We start from the raw sequence: 18,969 nt of genomic DNA, 5'->3' as shown, positions 1-18,969 counted from the left end.
GCGGGCGCCGTCCTCCGAACCCCAGCGTTCGGGCTCGGAGGACGGCTCACCGTTCACCGGTTCGACAGGGTGCGGTCCGTCAGGCGTCCGCCAGCCAACTGCCATGGAATCCGGCGGGTACCCGGCGGGGCAGGTGGATGGTGGCCACCGGCTCCCGGGTGAGGTTGTCGGCGTCGAGGACGACCAGGTCGCTGCGGTCGGTCGAGGCGTCGTAGACGTAGGTCATCAGCCAGCCGGGGCCACCGGGTTGATCGTCGGCGGGGGCGAACGCCGCCTCGCCCGGGAAGCGTCCGGGCGCGAAGTAGTGGCTGGCGACGCTCGACTTGCGCAGGTCGTACCGGTGGATCGCGGCACGCGACTCGTTCGGGTCGTACTGCGCGAGTTCCGGAACGGGTGCCGCGGTGGCGTGACCGAAGTCCGCGGGCAGGCCGGCGAGTCGGTCGTCGATGCGGGGGAACTCCCCCGGGTGGTCGTCGAGTTGCTCCTCGGCGATGGCCCCGGTGGTGAGGTCGATCGTCCACCGCCACAGGTGTGCCGCCGTCTCCACGGTGACACCGTCGCGCAGGGAGGGGTAGCGCATGCCCAGCAGAACCAGGCGCCGACCCTCGTTCTCCTCATAGGAGTTGAGGGTGTGGAAGACATAGCAGGGGTCGATGTCAAACCAGCGGATGTCGCCGTACGGGTCGTCCCTGCGCAGTACGCCGAGCCTGGCTCCGTAGGTGTCGGACCAGACGTAGGGCATACCTCCGTCCGGATCCATGGCCCGCTCGATGCTGAACACGGCGGGCAGGTCCATGAAGACGACATGGTTCCTGGTGAGGTAGAAGTCGTGCATCATCGTGTGCGCCGGCACGTCGATCGGCCGGCTGACGGTCAACTCGCCGTCGGCGTCGGCACGGTGATACGTGAGGTACGGCGCCGACAGCCCGCCGTACCCGTAGAAGTGCAACTCCCCTGTGACAGGGCAGGTCTTGGGGTGGGCGGTCATCGGGGTGCGCAGGCGGCCGTCGAAGTCGTAGGGCCCCACGGTGTCGAGTTCGCGGCCGGGCGCGCAGCTCAACTCCTGCGGGAAGGACGTCTCGACGAGGGCGAGGGTACGGCCCGCGTGCCGTATGACGTGGGTGTTGGCGACACCCGCGGCGAGGTTCATCTCGCCGTCGCGGCCGTAGACCTGGACGCCCGTTTCGAGGGTGGGGGTGCGGACCCAGCGGTTGCGGTACGAGGTGGCCTTGCCGGCGTCGAGGCGGACACCGTGCACCATCCCGTCGCCGGTGAACCAGTGGGCCGAGGCGGCCTCGTGCGGGTTGGGGCCGTTGCGCAGGTACCAGCCGGTGAGCTCCGGCGGAATGGCTCCGGTCACCTCGAGTTCGGTGACGGTGATCTCGTCGGGGACCGGGGCGAAGTTGCCGGCCAGGTGCGGAGGTGGTGGGGTCTTGTCCGTACTCATGGGGAAGTCCTTGGGTTGGCTGGTCAGGCTTGCGCTGCTTGCATGGCTTCGAGGCGCGCCTGGACACGCTTGGGGTAGATCGAGGTGAAGGCCGCGGGGGCGACCAGGCCGACGACGTGGGCGGTGATGCCGACCCAGGCGGGGGCGTCGGTCGCGTTGCTGATGGCCAGGACGACGGCGATGAACGTGAACCCGGATCCCCAGGCGGCCGTGATGTGGTTGTTGACGGCGAGGAAACCCGGGGTGTCCCAGTACTCCTCGGGCGCCTGCCGACGGGCGATCCCGAGCGTGAACGGGCTGCGCAGCGCCATGCTGCCCCAGGCCGTACCGGCGAGCCAGACGAACGAGATGACGTCGCTGTGGTGCTGGATGGACGAGTCGGGTGAACTGAAGGCGATCGCCCCGATGATGACGAAGTAGATGATGGTGCTGATCTCCAGCACCATCGCGTCCATCGCCACTCCCCTGCGCCGGTCCTGGAGAAGCAGCAGGACCCCGACGACGACGCCGGCCACCGCGCCCCAGCGCCAGTCGACGGCGGAGACGAAGCCTGCCGCGATCCATGGGTAGAAACCGCGCAAATAGCCCATGATTCCCACGTTGAACTTCCTCGCAACTCGATGTTCCAACTTTGACAGGTGGAAGCTAGATGCTCCGTAATCAACATGTCAAGAATGGAATATTGAACGAAAGTCCACCGCGGCGGCACCCTCAGGGACCCGGACAGCCCCTACCTGCGCAAACCCGCACGGCCGCGTCCGACCTCCACGCGACCCCCTTCCCGGACGCACAGAATCCGCATGGGTAGTTTTCGACCTGTCAATATTGGAGTGACAGGCGTTAGGCTTGCCCGCATGAGCCTTCGCAACGCCCTCCTGGGCCTCCTCGTCTTCCGCCCCGGCAGTGGCTACGACCTGCTGAAAATGTTCGACACCTCGCTCGGCTACGTCTGGCCCGCCAAGCAGAGCCAGATCTACGGCGAGCTGACCAAGCTGGACGCGACCGGCCTGATCAAGGTCACCGAGGAGGGCCCACGGGGACGCAAGCAGTACTCGCTCACCCCCGAAGGGCACGCGGAGACCCTGCGCTGGCTCTCCGAGACCCGGGAGAGCAGGCCGCTGCGCAACCCGATGCTTCTGCAGACCTTCTTCCTGGGTCTCCTCCCGCGCGAGGAAGCGGTACAGCGACTCCTCGACCACGCGGAGGCCTCGGCCAAGGAGCACGACACCCTGGTCTCCCTCCGGGACACGGAGGAGTGGGACAAGGACATGCTCACCGTGTGCGGCAGGCTCGTCCTGGAACACGGCATCCGCCAGCGGGTGCTGGAGCAGGAGTGGGCCCACTGGGCCGCCGAGCAGCTCCGCGCGGGAGACGTCAAGGGACCCGACTCCGCGGGGACCGACACCGCAGACGCCGACACCACGGGTCCCGGCGTCGTCGCGGACTCCAACGATCAGGCGCACTCCGGTCGTTGAGAGGCACCCGCCGACACCTGCCCTCACCCGGTGGACCACGACTCCCCGCACTCGCACACCCCAAGGATGATCTCGCTCCGTTGACACGGTAACGCCGTGAACGTTACCTTCGGCGATAACGCCGTTAACACGTGTGGGGCACCCTTCAGTGAAGCGAGGCCGGCCACGGGGCGACTCAAGGTATTGATCTCCGGGGCGAGTTCGGCCTCTCCTTCGTGGACGACCAAGGGCGTCCCAGGGGAGCGCTCCACGCCGACCAGTTCGGCGGTGCCGGACCGATCGCGGAGGTCGAGACGCCGTTCCGCCCGGAGACCGACCACCTGCACCACATAGTCACGGCGCCACGATCGCCATGGTCGGCGCGTACGTCCTCGCCGGCGAACTGGCGGGCACACGCGAGGACATCACGGGTGCGTTCACCCGGTACGAGCGGAAACGGCGCCCGTGGATCGGGCAGATCGAGCGGTCGGCTCCCGACTCCGGGAAGACGATGACACCCCGGACCGCGCACGGCATCGCGTTCCGCAACAACCTCGTCCGGCCGGCAAGTCGCGTTCCCTACAAGGACGTTCTGATCCCGAGCCAGATCAACAGGTCGAACGCGTTCACGCTCAGCGTGGAAGCGGCTCTCCGTGCCCCCCGAGCTGACCGCGATCACCGCCCTCCCCCCTACTGCCCACGACCGCCCGCACGGAGCGAGAAGCCATGCCTCTGACACCGCCCCCGTTCGACCCCGAACTCGCCACCGTCCTCGACTCGTTGAAGGAGGTGCTCACGCCCGGCCTGACGCTGGAGGAGATCGACGGCCTCCGCAATGGTCCGGCGGCGGCCGCGCTCGCCGACATCGACTTCACGATGGGCGGCACCTTCGCCATCGAGCACCGCACCGTGCCCGGACCCGAAGACGCCCCGAACATCCCGCTCCTCATCTGCCGCCCCACCAAGCCGGCCCCCGCGCACCCTCGCCCGGTCCTCTACTACGTGCACGGCGGCGGCATGGTGATCGGCGACAACAGGTCAGGCGTGACCGTGCCGTTGGGCTGGGCGCGGGAACTGGACGCGGTCGTCGTGTCCGTGGGCTACCGGCTGGCCCCGGAGCATCCGCATCCTGCGCCGATCGAGGACGTGTACGCCGGGCTCCTCTGGACGGCGGAACACGCGGCGGAGCTGGGCGCGGACACCGAGCGGATCGTGATCGCGGGCACCAGCGCGGGCGGTGGACTCGCCGCGGCGCTCGCCCTGCTCGCCCGGGACCGCCAAGGCCCGCTCATCATCGGCCAGTTGTTGATGTGCCCGATGCTGGACGACCGGAACGACACCCCGTCCGGCCACCAGATGACCGGCGTCGGCATCTGGGACCGTACGGCCAACGAGACCGGCTGGACCGCGCTGCTCGGCGCATCGCGCGGCGGCCCGGACGTGTCCCCGTATGCCGCGCCCGCCCGCGCCGAGGAGCTCGCGGGCCTGCCGCCGGCCTTCCTGGACGTCGGCAGTGCCGAGACCTTCCGCGACGAGGTCGTCGGCTATGCCGACCGGATCTGGCAGGCCGGCGGCACGGCCGAACTGCACGTCTGGCCCGGCGGCTTCCACAGTTTCGCCGGCTTCGCTCCGCAGGCGCGATTGTCCCGGTCGGCCCTCGTCGCCCAACTGGACTGGCTGCGCAGGCTGTTGGGAGAGAGCGAGGGCTGATCACCTCACACCGTTCGGGGCCGGTCGGCGCTCCACACCCGTCGGCGCGACACGACCGGCCCCGTTCCCCCACTCGTCATCAGCTGACGTCGAATCCGCCGTCGCGGCTCCCCTCTTCGCGACTCCCCAAAGGGGGCGATAACATCGTTACCATGCCCCTGGGTCATGACGCTCCCTCTCCCGCACCGGCGAGCCCCCCGCCGCCCGCGACCCGCGCCCGCGCGCTGGTGACCGCCGCGCTCCGGATCGTCGACGAGGGCGGACTGGAGGCGCTCACCATGCGCCGGCTGGCGGACGCCAACAAGCTCCAACTGCCCGCCATCTACCGCGTGTTCAGCAACAAGCAGGCCCTCCTGGACGAGATGGCCGAGGCGATCCTGGCCAAGGCCCTGCCGGACAGCCGCGAGAGCGCCTGGGAGGCCGAAGTCGCCCTCCTCGCAGGACAGTTGCGGCAGGCTCTGCTGGCACAGCGCGAGGGAGCCAGGATCGTCGGCGGCAGCTACGCCGCGAAACGACACAGCCTGACGCTCGCCGAGCGCCTCGTCGGCGTCATGCAACGCGCGGGATTCAACGGGGTCGCCGCGCTCTGGGCCACGTCCACCGTCTTCTGCTACGTCCTCGGGGAAGCCCTGGAGCAGCAGGGCCTCACCGACGACGCGCGCGACAGACTCCCGTTCCCGGACGCGAGCGAGACGTACCCGCAACTGTTCTCCACCCCCGTCGAGAAGATCCTCGACTTCGACGACCGCTTCGAGTTCGGACTCGGGCTCATCCTCGGCGGCCTCCGCGGGCAGCTCGCCCAGTAGCACCGCCCCGCGTTTCGAGGACTCCCCACCCTCGTTTCGGAGAATATATCTCCACTTTCTTCGACCCGGGAAGCCCCGCGACTCACCCCTCCCGAACGATCACTCACCACCCACCCGGCAACTCTGGTCGGCGTCTCAGGAACCCCTCCTCACCAGGGACGATGCCTGAGATCCGCGCACCGAGGGCGCACCCCTGAAGCCGCCCACGCGCCGCGTTCGACCCGCCGACAGTCGCCACCGAGGCGGCATCCAGGCCGTTTTCCACTTCGGTTCGATCCCTTGACAGCCCCAACCGGCCTTCCCAAACTACCGACCATTCGGTAGACGGCTCGGGCCGAGCGCCCCGCTGTCGACATTCCAGAAGGGTTGATCACCATGACCGAAGTGTCGCTTCATGCTGCCCAGAGCCCGCCGGTCCCGACCGTCACCACCACCTCCCACATCGGTCACGCGACAGCCGTGGGGGCGGCCGGATTCGCGTGGTGCTCGCTCATCCTCGGCCTGCACACCGCCGGGATCATCGACGCCGCCGACGGCACGATCATCCTGGCGGGGACCTTCTTCTACGGCGGCCTCGTCCAACTCATCGCGGGCTTCTTCGCGTTGGCGTCCGGCGCGACGTTCGCGGCCGCGTTCCTGACGGCGTACGGGGCGTTCTGGTTCGGCTACACCGTCATCGAGTTCTGGGCGGCACCCCACATCGCGGGCGCCGCGGCGGCAGCGGCGAAGGCAGGCGGGGCGTCGGCGGAGGCGTCGGCAGCGGCGGGCGGACACGCCGTGATGCAGTCGCTGGGACTGTTCCTCATCGGCTGGCTGGTCGTCACGCTGGTCTTCGGCATCGCGAGTCTGGGCACGAACGCGGTGATCGTGAGCGCGTTCTCCCTGCTGACGCTGACGATCGTGTTGCTGGTGACCGCCTACCTGGGCGCTTCGAGTGCGGGCGTCCCGAGCGATTCGGTACTGCACACCGCCGGTTACGTCGAGATCGTGCTGGCCGCCGTCGCCTTCTATCTGGTCCTGGCGGAGCTGACCAACGACATCCGCGGGCGTGCCGTGCTCCCGCTCTTCGCCCTGAACCGCGCCCCGCAGGCCGCCGCGCAGGCGGCGTGACGCGGAACCCCCACCCGTCTCAAGGAGCCGCATGAATACGCCCAAGGCAGCAGACCCCCGGATCAAGCTGCCGCACAGATTCTCCATACTGAGCAGCGCATCCGCGGTGCTCCTGCTCGTGGCCGCAGGCCAGACGACGGCTACCGCGCTCCCCGCACACGCGACCAACTGGCAGCCACCGGCGGCCAGTTACGCGGCGAGCGCGCCCGTCCACACCACCGTCACCATGGACGACGGCGTGAAGATCGCCGTCGAGGTCGTCTATCCGACCGACCCGAGCACCGGCACCCGCGCGTCGGGCCCGTTCCCCGTGCTCCTGACCCAGAATCCCTACGGCGCCCAGCGCTCCGACCCCACCGACAGCGGCACCTACTTCGTGCAGCGGGGCTACATCTACGTGGCCTCCGCGGTGCGCGGCACCGGTGAGTCCGGCGGGCAGGTCGACTGGTTCGGGGACCGGCAGGGCAAGGACGGAGCCGACCTCGTCGACTGGGCGGCCCACACCCTGTCGGGCTCCAACGGCAAGGTGGGGCTTGACGGTTGCTCCTATCTCGGGGTCGACCAGTGGTTCACGGCGGCGGCCGTGGGCAAGAGCTCCGCGCTGAAGGCCATCACACCGTTCTGCACCGACTCGGACTTCTACAACGACCTCACGGGCAACGGCGGCATCCCGACCCCTTTCGTGGCCGGCATCGCCCAGGCCGAGCCGCGCGGCCCCGAGGACGATCCCGCCACTGACCCTCAGTCGGTGACCATCGCCCAGCAGGCCTCGGGCGGTTCACGCTCGTACAACGATGCCTACTGGCAGTCCCTGAACGTCCAGAAGAAGCTCGTGCCGAAGATCGTGGGCAACAACATTCCGGCACTGACCGAGGCCGGCTGGAACGACCTCTTCCCCGGCGGCAACCTCGGTGCGTACGTGTCCGCCCAAAATGCCTACTACCACCGGCCGTTGACCGATCCGATCTCGTCGGACGACCCCGTCACCGGCCGCTATCAGGCGATCGTCGGACCCTGGACCCACGGCGAGCACGTCAACGAGGCGACGCTGCAGGGCATCCGCCTGGAGTGGTTCGACACCTGGCTCAAGAACGCGCCCACCGGCATGGCGAACACATCGACTCCCCTGCACCTGTTCGAGAACGGCGCGAACACCTGGGTCGACAGCGCCGCCTGGCCCCTGTCCTCCGACACCCGCACCTACTACCTCGGCGACGGTTCCCTCACCCCCAGCAAACCGACGGACGAGGGCAGCGACACGCTCTCCTGGAGCGCGGCGACCACGGCCAACACGCTGACCTACACGACCGCCCCGCTCACCAGGGCGGCCCTGCTCAACGGCCCGACCGACGTCACCCTCTACGCCAAGTCGACGACACCGGAGACCGAACTGTCGGCCAAGCTGAGCATCGTCGCGCCGGACGGGACGGTGACCAAGCAGGCCGACGGAATCCTCCTGGGCAGCCAACGCGCCCTGGACACCGAGGAGAGCTGGTACGGCGACAACGGCACCCTGCTCAAACCCGCTCACCCCTTCACCCAGGCGTCGCAACACCCCGTGACACCCGGGCAGACGACCCGCTACGACATCTCCCTGCTCTCCAACTTCACCAAGATCCCGGCGGGTTACCGGATCCAGATCAGCATCAACAGCCAACCGCCGGCCGACTTCCACTTCCCCGTCGCCCCGACCCCGCAGGAACTGGCGAACCTGGCCGGCGGCAGCTACACCGTCGAGCGCTCCCCGCAGGCGGCGTCCTTCGTCAACCTGCCTCTGACGACGCCGAGTTCGGCCACGCCCAGCGACACCGACTGGGGACCGTCCTCCTGAAACACGGGTGGCAGGTCTGTACGTACGGCAGACCTGCTACTCCTGTGCCGAGGCGGGCCGGACCAGACCCATCACCTGCTCCACCGTCTCGTTGCTCAAACTCGGTGTCGTCAGCGGAAGGTTGTCGGGCCGCTGCCGGATGCCGTTCAGGATGATCTCGAAGTAGCGGCGCCAGACATCGGGCCGCTTGCCCTGGGTGAACTGGCTTGCCGCACTGAGCATTTGGACGACGACGGGAATGTCGGAGGGAGTGATCTCCGTACGCAGATCCCCGCTCTCCTGCGCCCGCTTGATCAGGGCCTCCAGGAAGGGGAGCATCCCGCCCCGCACCGTCTCGATGGGCTCGGAACTGTGGCTGCCCAGCATGATCACTTCTTGCAGGCCACGGTTCTCGGCGAGGTCGGCGCCCATCTCCGCCAGGAAGTCCACGAACCCTTCCCAGGGATCGGGATGAGCGAGTGCCCGCTCCGCGGACGCCTGCCGGATCCCGAGATCCTGCTCGAACAGGGCCCGCACCAGGGTTTCTTTGTCGGGGAAGCGCCGGTACACGGTCCCGACCCCGACCCCCGCGTGCCGGGCCACATCGTCGAGCGTGACCCCCAGCCCGTGCCGGCCGAAGACCTCCCGCGCGGCAAGCAGAATCTTCTCCCGGTTGAGGGCGGCATCGCGCCTCAACGGGCGGGCACCCTCCATCGGAGCATCGACTCCGGAACCCTCAGCCATAACTCCATGTTAACCCTGATGATCACCGGCCGGTTCGGCCCAGGCACCCCCTCTCGAACCCACCGGCGCAAAAACGTTGCAACCACCATCGGGGTACACTGACGCCGCCCATGAGAACCGCGTCGTGCCTGGTCGCACGGCTGTCACAGCGAGGGGGGTGGGCGCCATCCAGGTTCGCCCCGCCCGTATCCAGGACGTCGCCGCCGCCGCGGGGGTCTCGGTGTCCACGGTGTCGAATGTCCTGAACCGGCCTGAGCGGGTCAACGCCCGCACCGCCGAGCGGGTCCGTGACGCGGTCGCCGCGCTCGACTACGTCCCGCATCCGGGAGCCGCAGGCCTGCGCACCGGCCACTCGTCCTCGATCGGCCTGGTCCTTCCCGACGTGGCCAACTCCTTCTACTCGCGCATCGCACGAGGTGCCGCCGACGCCGCCTACGACCACGGCTACTCCCTGGTGCTCTGCGACAGCGGCGACGCCCCCGAGCGGGAGCAGGGCTACTTCACGATGCTGGTCGAGCAGCGGGCCGTGGGCGCGGTGGTGGTGCCGCTCGGCGCCGACCCCACCCGGCTCACCCGGCTCCGCGAACGCGGCATCCCGCTGGTGCTCGCGGACCGCGCACTGCCGGCCCAGGACGGCTGTTCCGTCTCCGTCGACGACATCGCCGGCGGCCGGGTAGCCGTACAGCACCTCCTGGACTGCGGGGCGCGCGACATCCTCGTGGTGAACGGCGAGCGCGGCATCGTGCAGTGCGCCGACCGCTACCAGGGCGCCCGCCAGGCCGTACGCACCCGGCGCGAGGCACGGGTCCGCCAGATCGTCGCCGACGAGATGACGGTGGCGTACGGCCTGGAGATCGCCCGCGGACTCGACGAACTGCCCGACGGGGTCTTCTGCACCAACGACTTCCTCGCCGCGGGTCTGTGCCGCGGACTCGGCGAACGGGGCGTGCGCATACCCGAGGAGGTCCAGGTGGTCGGTTACGGCGACCTCGACATCGCGAGCTTCGTCGGTACGACCCTGACGACGGTCCGGCAACCCGTCGAGGAACTCGGCAGGGCGGCCGTGGGGATGCTGCTCGACGAGGTGGAGGCCCGCGCCGAACACGCCCATGAGACAAGGGTGTTCGCACCTGACCTCGTCCTCCGGGACTCCACCCGACCCCTCTCAGTCCCGAACCCGTAGCGTCACCGGCCCCAGCAACCCCGACGGAAGTTGCGACGGGAACGCCCAGGCGGTCGGGGTGGCCTCGGCGAGATAGGGCGCCAGGGTGTTGTTGACGGTCACGTGCAGCCGCACCAACCGCCCTGCGGCACCCGGGAGTTCGAAACGGTACGGCGGACAGAACGCCTCGCCGACAAACTCCCCGTCGAGCGCGACCGACACACTGCCCCGCACCCGCCCCAGATCCAGCACCGGATCCGGCCCGGAAGGCACCTCCACCTCCCGCGAGTAGGTCACCCCACCGCTCCAGCCGCCCAACCCCAGCAACTGCCAGTCCCCCAGCGGCAGTTGCGCCGCCACGGCACGGACGCGCACCGGCCCGCGCCAGGCGGAGCCGCCGCGCAGTACGGCCGTGGGTGCGGTGACGACCTCGATCTCCGTCGGCTCCGGGAGCGGCTGCTCCAGCGTCAGGATCTGGCCGTCGAGCCACGTCTCGGTACCGTCGCCGACCCTTACCCTCGCGGACAACTCCAGTGGCAGGTCCAGCGATTCGGTGCCCGGCGGCACGGTGAAGCGGAAACGCTGCGCGCGTTCGCGGACCGTATCCGTCGAACGCAGCGGCAGTACGGCAGCGCCGAGCACCGGCGCCCCGGTGAGCCACTCGGTGTCCGGCAACGGGTGCGGTCGTACGGCCGCGTAGCAGTGCTGCAACTCCCCCCACCGGCCCTCGTGTTCGACGGTACGGCCGCGCCACTCCCCCGTCTCGGCCTCCCAACCGACGCCGCTCACCAGGGAGTTCACCGCGCTCCCCGTGCCCGCCACGCAGTCGACGAACACGGCCTCACGCGGATGGACGGCGTCGGCCACCACCTCCAGCACGTGTTCGCCTTCGCCGAGGGCGAGTTGATGCCGGAAGAACATCGGCACCGCGCCCCAGTCGGACTCGTAGTACTCCGCCTTCTCCTGGCGCGCGACGACCTCCCCGTCGAGCAGCACGGTCACGCCGACAGCCGCACCCACGACGAGTACCGCCTGACCGGGGCCGTGCAGCCGCCCCCGATAGGTCACGCCGCCGTACGGTCGTACGTCCTCGGGCAGGCACATGAACTGCGGGCGCGCCCCGAACCCGTCCGGGCGGGTCAGACAGAAGTAGCTGCCCAACGGTGTGCCGGCCGTGCCGGAGATCAGCAGCGGCCTGTCCTGAGCATCCCCCAGCTCATATTCGAGGACGTTGCGAGTCCGGCCGATCCGCACGCGGGCGATGGCGAGATACCCGGTGCCGGTGTCCAGTCGCTCGCCGTTCCACCACACGCGCTTGGTGGCAGCGCCGCCGATGTGCAGATCGACGGGACCGCGATGGCCCGTCTCCACGATCGAACGGACCCGGGCGACCGTTCCCGGCCCGGGCACGGGGACACGTACGAACTCCTCTGTCACCAGGCCCTTGTTGCCGAGCAGACCGTCCGGGTCCGGGATGCCTCGGCTCGACGAGTACAGCGAACAGCGCCAGCCCGAGTCCGGGGAGACAAGGGGCAGTTCACCGGCCAGGACCCGTTCGATGGAGGTCACGCCCAGCGGATCGGGAGCCTGCGCGGACGGCACCGGAGGGAGGACACGGACCCGGTTGCCGTAGGTCGCCCGCGTCTGCTCCCAAGTCGCGTCGGGACTGTCCGTCTCGGTCCAACTCATCGTCCAGATCTGCGGTTCGGCGACGGATGAGCCGGCGGGCAGCGCCAAGTCGCCCCAGGTGTTGTCCATGGTGGGGACCAGGCGGCCCTCCCAACCGTCCGAGAGGTCAATTACCCGTGCCGGAGCGGGTGTTGGCGCCTCCGCCCGGTGTGCCTGTGGCGTGCCCTCGCGCCATACGACAAGGACGGCAGGGGCGCCTTCCAGTGGTACCTCGATGGTCGAACGGCCGTCGGCGACGGTGACTTGGGCCGGGTGGCGGGCGCCGGTCGCCGGGTTCCAGATCTCGGCCTCGGCGACCGGTGCGTGGACGGTGACGGTCGAGTGGTGGGCGTAACGCGCGGGGTCCGCTTCGTGGTTGGCGTCCCCCGGGAGCGTGCGAGCGTCGGGGAAGGCGCCCGTCACCAGGGCGACCGCCTCAACTCCCTTTCTCCTGACGAGCAGTGGCACCTCACCGGTGGCGTGACCGGCGAGACCGGCCACCGACACCGCTCCGGCCTCGGCATCGCCCACCCGCTCCAGTCGCGGGTGCTTCAGCAGCGCCGCCACGACATTGTCGTCACCGGCCTGCCCGGCCGCCGTGGCGGGCGGGCGGCCTACGACCACCACCCGGCCGCCCGCGTCGAGGAGTTGGGTCAGTCGGCGTGCCGTCTCCTCCTCCAGGACGCTCGCCGAAGGCAGCAGCACCGCGCGGTACGCCAGGTCCGTGACGCGCAGGGCTCCTTCGGTGGCCGTGGCGCGCTGCACGGAGGCGTCGTCGATGATGTCGAAGGCGACGCGGTGGCGGTCCAGTGAACCGACCTTCGGGTCAAGCCAGTTGTTCGTGCCGCACAGGTCCAGGTAGTGGCGCTGCGTCTCGTCGACGTCTGCGTGGTCGTCGCCCAGGCGGCTGTCGCCGAAGTGTTTGACAGGGGCGTCCAGCGGGATGAGCGCCTGCATGGTGGCGGTGGGGTGCAGGACCGCGACGTCGGCGCTGTAGGTGCCCCAGGACATGATCGAGCAGATCCGGGCGACGGCGCGGGAGAACGCCGGGTACTGCTGCCAGTAGGGCTGGCGCCAGTCGGTGGACGGCGGTGCCCACTCGAACCAGCCGCCTGCCGTGCCGAAGTAACTGGCGTGCGGGTTGTACAGGTTGGCGCCGCTGCGCAGGAACGGCAGGAGCCAGTCGTAGGTGTCCGCGAGGGTGCCGCCCCAGCCGGAGGAGTGGAACGCCTCGATCCAGACGCGCTCGTGGCCGTAGAGGTGGGCCATGGAGGAGTGGACCTTGGAGTCGCCGTGGTGGTCGCTGCCCGCGGCGCCGTACCAGCGGTGGGTGCGGAAGTAGTCGGTGTAGATCTGCGTCGACTGGGCCGGGAAGCCCGCCCGCGCGGGGTGACTCTGGTCGGCGCCGACGAGCATGCCGCGTTCGTCGTGCCAGGCGGCGAGGGGCTTGAAGAGGGCCTCTTCGGTGAGTTCGGCGCGGACCGCGTAGTAGTCGGCGCGGATCTTCGCCGCGCGGGCGGTCAACGGGCCGAACAGGGCGGGCAGATGGTCGAGGAGGTCGTAACCACGACGGGTGCGGAACTCGTCGGGGAAGCGGTGGCTCCAGGAGTTCGTGGCGGGCAACTCGTCCTGGAAGCTGCCCGCGATGACGTTGCCCAGGTACTCGGGGACGCGCCGGTCGTACTCGTGGTGGACGGCGTCCAGCAGCAGTCCTACGGCGTCCGGGTCCAGGTAGTCGAAGGCCGTCGGCACGGCGACGACGAGCCGTACGTCCGTCCCCTCGGCGGCTTGGATGCCGGGAGCCATGGGGAGGCGGCGGCCCGCCAAGTCGTAGGCGGCTACGAGTGTTTCAGCTCCGTGCAGGGCGACCGTGCCGCCGCTGACGGTGGCCGTCCGGGAGCGCAGGGCGCGGCCGGTGGCCTCCGGGTGGCGGCGAGTGACGGTGCCCTGGACGTTGGCGCCGGAGAAGCCGATCTGGTCGTAGAACCACAGGCGGGTGCCGAGGTCCCGGGCGATCCGGCAGGTGTCGGTGAAGCGGTCCCACCACTCCTCGCCGAACCACGGCGGGTCGTCGGTCCGGGCGCCGAAGGCCGGGCCGGCCGGGGCCAGGTTGATGACGACGAGGTTGTGGACGCCGCCGTCCGCGAACCGGCGCAGCTGCCACTCGATGCGCTCGCGGGTGACCTTGGCGCCCGACCACCACCACAGCGGGGTGGGGCCGAAGTCCCGGGGCGGGGCGTCGAAGAGCTGCTGGAGCGCGGGCGAGATCACGGCGTTGGTCCTTCCGAGTGCGGCTCGGTCACCCTCATGGATCAAAAAACGTTTTAGGTCGGCTCGGTTGTCCGCCACCTGCGATGTTGGCACCGGATCCGCAGCGCGGGAAGGAGGCCGACCGGTCTTGAGCCGGATGCGCGACGGATACGTGCAAGAGGGCTTGTTGGAACGTTTTTTGAACCCTATATTCACTGCGACCCCGGCCCAGAGCCGCGAGGAGCCGCATCATGATCCGATTCTCATCTGCACCGGAACACGCGGAACAACCGCCCATCCCGAAGCACCTGTGGAAGGTCGCGGCCCTCTCGGGCATGGCCTCCTATCTCGACGCCGCGCTCATCGTCAGCATCGCCGTCAACCTGGCGATCTACCGCGACCACTACGACATGGGCGTTTGGATGGCCGGGGCGATCAGCGCGATCGTCACCGGCTGCATCGCCGTCGGCTCCCTCGTCGGCGGACGCCTCGCGGACATGTTCGGGCGCCGCCGCGTCTACAACCTGGACATCCTCTGCTACGCGATCGGCGCGATCGTCATCACCCTCGCCCCGAACGACATCGTCCTCTTCGTCGGCGTGCTCATCGCGGGACTGGCCGCCGGCGCCGACCTGCCGACGTCCCTGGCCGTGGTCTCGGACGCCGCACCCCCCGACGGCCGGGCCCGTCTCGTGTCGTTTACCCAGGTCCTGTGGGTGGCGGGCATCGTCGTCGTGATCTTCCTCGGCTATGTCCTGTCGGACACCGGCATGGTAGGGGCGCGGATCATCACCGGCCATCTCATCGTCGCGGCGCTGGTCACCTTCCTGCTCCGGGCCCGGCTGGAACTGGCCGAGGAGCCGTCGGACGCGACGGTGCAGCAGGAGGCGGCCGCGCTGGCCGCCCCGCGCGGCATCGAGCTCAAGAACGTGTGGAACCGGGCCGCGCTGCTGCCGATGGCCGCGACCTTCGTCTACTACGTCACCTGGGGCATCGGCGCCAACACCTTCGGCCAGTTCGGCACGTACCTCCTGGTCACGGTCAGCGGCGCCTCGCAGAGCCTGGCCACCGGGATCAACCTGGCGTTCCTGCCGATCGCGTTGGTGCTGACCTTCGTCTTCGTCCGGATCGCCGACACCCCCTGGCGCGACCGGCTGTTCTACGTCTTCACGGTCGTGCAGGTCGTGGCCTTCTGCATCGCCTCCCTGACGGCCGGTGCCCTGGTCGGCATGCTCGTCTTCTTCGTGCTGTACCAGATCTCCAACCCCTTTGCGGGGGAGGCCAGTTACAAGGTGTGGTCGCAACTCACGCTGCCCCCGGACACCCGCGGCACCACCCAGGGCCTCACCTACGCCCTGTCGCGCGGGGTCTTCGCGGGCGTCGCGTTCGTCACGCCCGCGCTGATGGACTACAGCGCGTCGCTCCTGCTGTGGCTGATCACGCTCTGCATGGCGGCGTCCGGGGTCGCGGGTGTGTACGTCATCCATGTCCTCATCCGGCGTTCCCCGGAGACCGCGGTCGCCCCGGCGCCGGGGCTGGGCGTGGCCCGGACCTGATGCGGCACCGGACACCGGAAGGAAAAGCACACACCGCGCACCCGAAGGAACACCGCTCATGGCAACGACCGAACCCGCGACCGTGCCCACCGAACCCACGACCGTGACCGCGGAACGCGCCGCCGCGCTACGGGAGTTGCTTCCCCCGGTGCCCCGCCGCCGTACCCGGATCGGACTCGTGGCGGGTGGTCTCGGCGCCTACTGGCCCCAATTCCCGCACCTTCTCCCGCAGTTGAAGGAGTCGTCCGCGTACGTCGCCGAGCGCTTCCAGCGGATGGACGCGGAGGTGACCGACGTCGGCTTCATCTCCGACGCCCAGGAAGGAGCGGTCGCGGCGGAGCAACTCCGGCGCGCGGACTGCGACTTGATCGTGCTGTTCCTGACGACGTATCTGACCTCGTCGATGGTGCTGCCGATCGCCCAGCGTTCGCACACCCCGGTCCTGGTCATCGACCTCCAGCCGTCCGAGCGGATGGACCACGCCTCCTTCGACACGGGCGCCTGGCTCGCGTACTGCGGGCAGTGCCCGGTGCCCGAGGTCGGCAATGTCTTCCGGCGGGCCGGTATCCCCTTCCGGTCGGTGTCGGGCTGGCTGCGTCAGGAGTCGGCGTGGCGGCGGATCGAGCAGTGGATCCGGGCCGCGCATGTGCGCGCCTCGCTCCGCCATGCCCGGCACGGTCTGATGGGGCATCTGTATCCGGGCATGCTCGATGTGTCGACCGATCTGACGCTGCTCCCGGCGACGTTCGGCTCGCACGTCGAGGTGCTGGAGTTCGACGATCTGCGGCATCGGGTGGAGAAGGTGAGCGAGGCCGAGACCCGGGAGCGTACGGCGTTGGCCCGGCGGATCTTCGCCGTGGACGACAGTGTGGTGGACGAGGACTTCGCGTGGGGGGCGACGGTGTCGGTCGCCCTGGACCGGCTCGTCGAGGACTTCGGCCTCGACACGCTCGCGTACTACCACCGAGGACTCGACGGCGAGCTGCACGAACGGCTCGGCGCCGGCATGATCCTGGGCGCCTCCCTGCTGACAGCCCGGGGCGTGCCGGCCGCCGGTGAGTACGAACTCCGCACCAGCCTGGCCCAGTTGGCGACGCAGAGCATCGGGGCCGGGGGTTCGTTCACCGAGATCCAGGCCCTCGACTTCGAGGCCGGCGTGGTGGAGATGGGCCACGACGGACCCGCGCACCTCGCGGTCAGCTCCCGCGACCCGCTGCTGCGCGGCCTGGGCGTCTACCACGGCAAGCGCGGCTGGGGCGTCAGCGTGGAGTTCGACGTCCAGCACGGTCCCGTCACCCTCCTCGGGCTCGGCCAGGACCGTGACGGCACCCTGTCGTTCATCACCTCCGAGGGCACCGTCGTACCCGGACCGCATCTCGCGATCGGCAACACCACCAGCCGCGTCGACTTCGGACGCGACCCCGGCGAGTGGGTCGACGCGTGGAGTGCGACCGGTGTGGGCCACCACTGGTCCCTCGCCCTCGGTCACCACACGGCCGACTTCCGGGCCGCGGCGAGTCTGCTGGGCATCCAACACCGGGATGTATGAGCGCAGTTGTCCTCTGCCGGGGGGTGCCGGGCGCATGCCTACACACGCGCCCGACACCCGTGTCGTAGGTCAGAAGAGACTTCGGTCGTCGCTCCGCGGATCCCGGACGACGTGCGGTTCGTAGAGCCCCGCGCGAGCCGTGCGCCGCCAGGGCCGGGCCATGGACACGGCGACCTCCACGTCGCTCGACGCGGTGTCGAGGTCCACGACGGTCACCGAGGCCGTCCCGTCCCGGGGCCCCTGGGCAAGCCACTCTCCGTCGGGGCCGACCACCCCGGACGGCACGGACCCGCTGTGTTGTGCGGGTGAGGCGAAGCTGAGCCAGTAGCTGTTGGCGGACGCGTGGCCTTGTGCCTCGGTCGCGAACAGTCTGGAGTCGTGGGGCGACACCGCGCCGGTCGTGGAGAAGAGGACACAGTCGACGTCCAGCCGCTCGTACTCGATGAACACCTCGGGAAAGTGGACCTCCATACCGAGCGCGCACCCGAACCGCATGCCGTCGACCTCGAAGGTCACGGGCTTCGTGCCGGGGGCGTACATGTACGAGATCTTGGTGCGCGACAGCATGCGCTCGTCGTAGCGCGTCGCCACCTCGCCCCGGTCGGAGATCACATACAGGCTGTTGTGCGGACGGTGGGGCGCGGTGAGCCGGTGGACGGAGCCCAGCACGGTCCACAGCCGCAGTTCCCGTGCCAACTCCGCCGTCGCGTTCAGCTCCTGCCGCAGCACGTCCCATGCGAACCGGTCCCAGTCGGCCGGCCCGACCTCGGCGGGGCCGTTGACGCTCATGACGCGTTTGTGCGGAAAGCAGGTGGCGCCTTCCGGGAAGTGCACGAGCCTGGCGCCGGCGCGCTGCGCTTCGCGCATCAGGCTCCGCAGGTCGGCTCCACTCGCACGCAACTCGGCGGCGTCGCGCGGGTCTTCGCGGATGACGGTCTGGGCCACGGCCAGCCGCACCCGCTTGCCTCCCGCTACCGCCCCGCCGGTGGGAGCCGGGCGGAAGTGCCGCAGCGAGGCCGTGTAGGACTCGCCGGTCTTGGCGGCGCGCGCCCGCACCCTGCGTTTGAAGTTCCTGTTCGCTGTCATTCCTGGCCTTCCACGTCCCGCGCGCAATCCCCCAGCGACCACGCACAAGACGGCAGACCATGGAACGACCCGAGACAGTGAGCCCCTTTGCCTCCGACCAGGACCGTGCTGGGGACGGTCGGGGGAGGTTCGGCGTTGGGCCACGCCACAGCCGATGATGCCGTGGCCGCGTTGCACCGTCAACCAGGCCCGGAGGCCCCCGGAAAGCCGACTTCGCCAGGAACAGCCCGCGGGTGGAACCTCAGCTCGGACCTCAGTAGGGCCGCCGGATCTGATGGTTCTCCAACGCGACGGAGTAGCGGTTCAGCAGCGCGTCGAGGCCCGCCAGCAGCAGGCCCGCGGACTCCCCCGCGTCTGCCAGGTCACCGCGCTCGCAGGCCTCCACCACCTCGGCCACATCGCTGCGGAGGATGTGCAGGGAGTCGCCCTGGATCAGCACACCGGGGAACCGGCGACCGGGCAGCCGGACCACGGCATCGTTCCCACCGTCAGTGAACAGTTCTGCGTCTATGCGCTCCATGGGGCCATCCAACCCGACACCACCGGTCGGCATCAACGGCGTTACGCGGAAGCGGTTTCCACTCGACTCGCCCTGCCCTCCTGAGAGATCCTCGTCG

Annotated in this window: 14 protein-coding genes; 8 read left to right on the top strand and 6 right to left on the bottom strand. The window is 69.6% G+C overall.

The genetic code is table 11. From position 1 onward, the window contains the following. Positions 1-79 precede the first annotated feature (79 nt). Entirely contained in the window at positions 80-1,447 is a 1,368-nt protein-coding gene (locus tag OG588_RS47280; protein WP_405952700.1) for a carotenoid oxygenase family protein, read from the bottom strand. Positions 1,448-1,470: 23 nt separating this feature from the next. Then, complete coding sequence (locus tag OG588_RS47275) at positions 1,471-2,037, bottom strand: hypothetical protein (RefSeq protein ID WP_393038818.1); 567 nt, start codon at positions 2,035-2,037, stop codon at positions 1,471-1,473. A 264-nt stretch (positions 2,038-2,301) separates the two neighbouring features. Here OG588_RS47275 and OG588_RS47270 point away from each other — a divergent pair, with 264 nt between their 5' ends. From OG588_RS47270 to OG588_RS47250, 5 genes are all read left to right on the top strand, one after another. After that, on the top strand, positions 2,302-2,922 hold the full coding sequence (locus tag OG588_RS47270; protein ID WP_405952699.1) for a PadR family transcriptional regulator: 621 nt from the start codon (positions 2,302-2,304) through the stop codon (positions 2,920-2,922). Positions 2,923-3,627: 705 nt separating this feature from the next. After that, positions 3,628-4,611 carry an alpha/beta hydrolase gene (locus OG588_RS47265; protein ID WP_405952698.1) on the top strand — a complete coding sequence of 328 codons (984 nt, stop codon included), beginning with the start codon at positions 3,628-3,630 and terminating at the stop codon, positions 4,609-4,611. 152 nt (positions 4,612-4,763) lie between these two features. Then, positions 4,764-5,417, top strand: coding sequence for a TetR/AcrR family transcriptional regulator C-terminal domain-containing protein (locus OG588_RS47260; protein ID WP_405952697.1), 654 nt, complete (start codon positions 4,764-4,766; stop codon positions 5,415-5,417). Positions 5,418-5,792: 375 nt separating this feature from the next. After that, a complete protein-coding gene (locus OG588_RS47255; RefSeq protein WP_405952696.1) occupies positions 5,793-6,527 on the top strand; it encodes an acetate uptake transporter in 735 nt (244 codons plus the stop codon). A 31-nt stretch (positions 6,528-6,558) separates the two neighbouring features. After that, entirely contained in the window at positions 6,559-8,358 is a 1,800-nt protein-coding gene (locus OG588_RS47250; protein WP_405952695.1) for a CocE/NonD family hydrolase, read from the top strand. Positions 8,359-8,394: 36 nt separating this feature from the next. On the opposite strand, the gene OG588_RS47245 is transcribed toward OG588_RS47250, so the two are convergent. Beyond that, positions 8,395-9,081, bottom strand: coding sequence for a TetR/AcrR family transcriptional regulator (locus tag OG588_RS47245; RefSeq protein WP_405952694.1), 687 nt, complete (start codon positions 9,079-9,081; stop codon positions 8,395-8,397). Between the two features lie 157 nt (positions 9,082-9,238). Here OG588_RS47245 and OG588_RS47240 point away from each other — a divergent pair, with 157 nt between their 5' ends. Further along, positions 9,239-10,264: a LacI family DNA-binding transcriptional regulator gene (locus OG588_RS47240; RefSeq protein WP_366093952.1), complete on the top strand. Its 1,026-nt coding sequence runs from the start codon at positions 9,239-9,241 to the stop codon at positions 10,262-10,264. Here the strand turns inward: OG588_RS47240 and OG588_RS47235 are convergent. After that, positions 10,247-14,182, bottom strand: coding sequence for a glycosyl hydrolase (locus tag OG588_RS47235; RefSeq protein ID WP_405952693.1), 3,936 nt, complete (start codon positions 14,180-14,182; stop codon positions 10,247-10,249). The two genes, OG588_RS47240 and OG588_RS47235, sit on opposite strands and share 18 nt — an antisense overlap. A gap of 230 nt (positions 14,183-14,412) precedes the next feature. On the opposite strand from OG588_RS47235, the gene OG588_RS47230 reads away from it, so the two are divergent. Then, on the top strand, positions 14,413-15,717 hold the full coding sequence (locus OG588_RS47230) for an MFS transporter (RefSeq protein ID WP_405952692.1): 1,305 nt from the start codon (positions 14,413-14,415) through the stop codon (positions 15,715-15,717). 58 nt (positions 15,718-15,775) lie between these two features. Further along, positions 15,776-17,266 carry an arabinose isomerase gene (locus OG588_RS47225; protein WP_405952691.1) on the top strand — a complete coding sequence of 497 codons (1,491 nt, stop codon included), beginning with the start codon at positions 15,776-15,778 and terminating at the stop codon, positions 17,264-17,266. Positions 17,267-17,335: 69 nt separating this feature from the next. On the opposite strand, the gene OG588_RS47220 is transcribed toward OG588_RS47225, so the two are convergent. Together OG588_RS47220 and OG588_RS47215 are read right to left on the bottom strand one after the other, a co-directional pair. Further along, complete coding sequence (locus OG588_RS47220) at positions 17,336-18,352, bottom strand: carbon-nitrogen hydrolase family protein (protein ID WP_405952690.1); 1,017 nt, start codon at positions 18,350-18,352, stop codon at positions 17,336-17,338. 253 nt (positions 18,353-18,605) lie between these two features. Next, positions 18,606-18,872, bottom strand: a complete 267-nt coding sequence (locus tag OG588_RS47215; RefSeq protein ID WP_366093947.1) for a DUF6959 family protein — start codon at positions 18,870-18,872, stop codon at positions 18,606-18,608. Positions 18,873-18,969 lie beyond the last annotated feature (97 nt).

The organism is Streptomyces prunicolor (genome assembly GCF_045162825.1).
GTDB lineage: Bacteria > Actinomycetota > Actinomycetes > Streptomycetales > Streptomycetaceae > Streptomyces > Streptomyces prunicolor.
Note: the sequence above shows the minus strand (reverse complement) of the source record. Positions and strands in the feature narration are given on the sequence as shown.